The sequence below is a fragment of the Secundilactobacillus silagincola genome (genome assembly GCF_002583405.1).
GTDB lineage: Bacteria > Bacillota > Bacilli > Lactobacillales > Lactobacillaceae > Secundilactobacillus > Secundilactobacillus silagincola.
Genome location: NZ_BCMJ01000074.1, coordinates 1 through 225, shown reverse-complemented (window position 1 = coordinate 225; position 225 = coordinate 1). Strand labels below are relative to the sequence as shown.

The 225-nt window shown below is 48.9% G+C and carries 1 protein-coding gene; it reads right to left on the bottom strand.

What is annotated here, in order from left to right; genetic code table 11:
* On the bottom strand, positions 1 to 225 hold a 225-nt coding region (locus CES82_RS12640), incomplete at both ends, for an MBG domain-containing protein (protein ID WP_180245757.1).

The following is a 225-nucleotide window of genomic DNA, read 5'->3' as shown; positions in this document are numbered from 1 at the left end:
GCAGCCCTTGTTGACTTAAACCGATTGAATAACTGCCGACATTGGCACTCGTGATCCCACTCAGATTGAAGTCTTCAGCTTGCCACTTTGGTGCCACTAAGCCAGTGGAAAGTTTAACGTTGAACTGCGTCGTGTCCGCTTGCGTGGTCCCATCGTAGAATTTAGTACTGTCCTGAACCTGAACTGTTGCCTGCGTATTCGGTGTAATGGTCAACTTACCGGCAA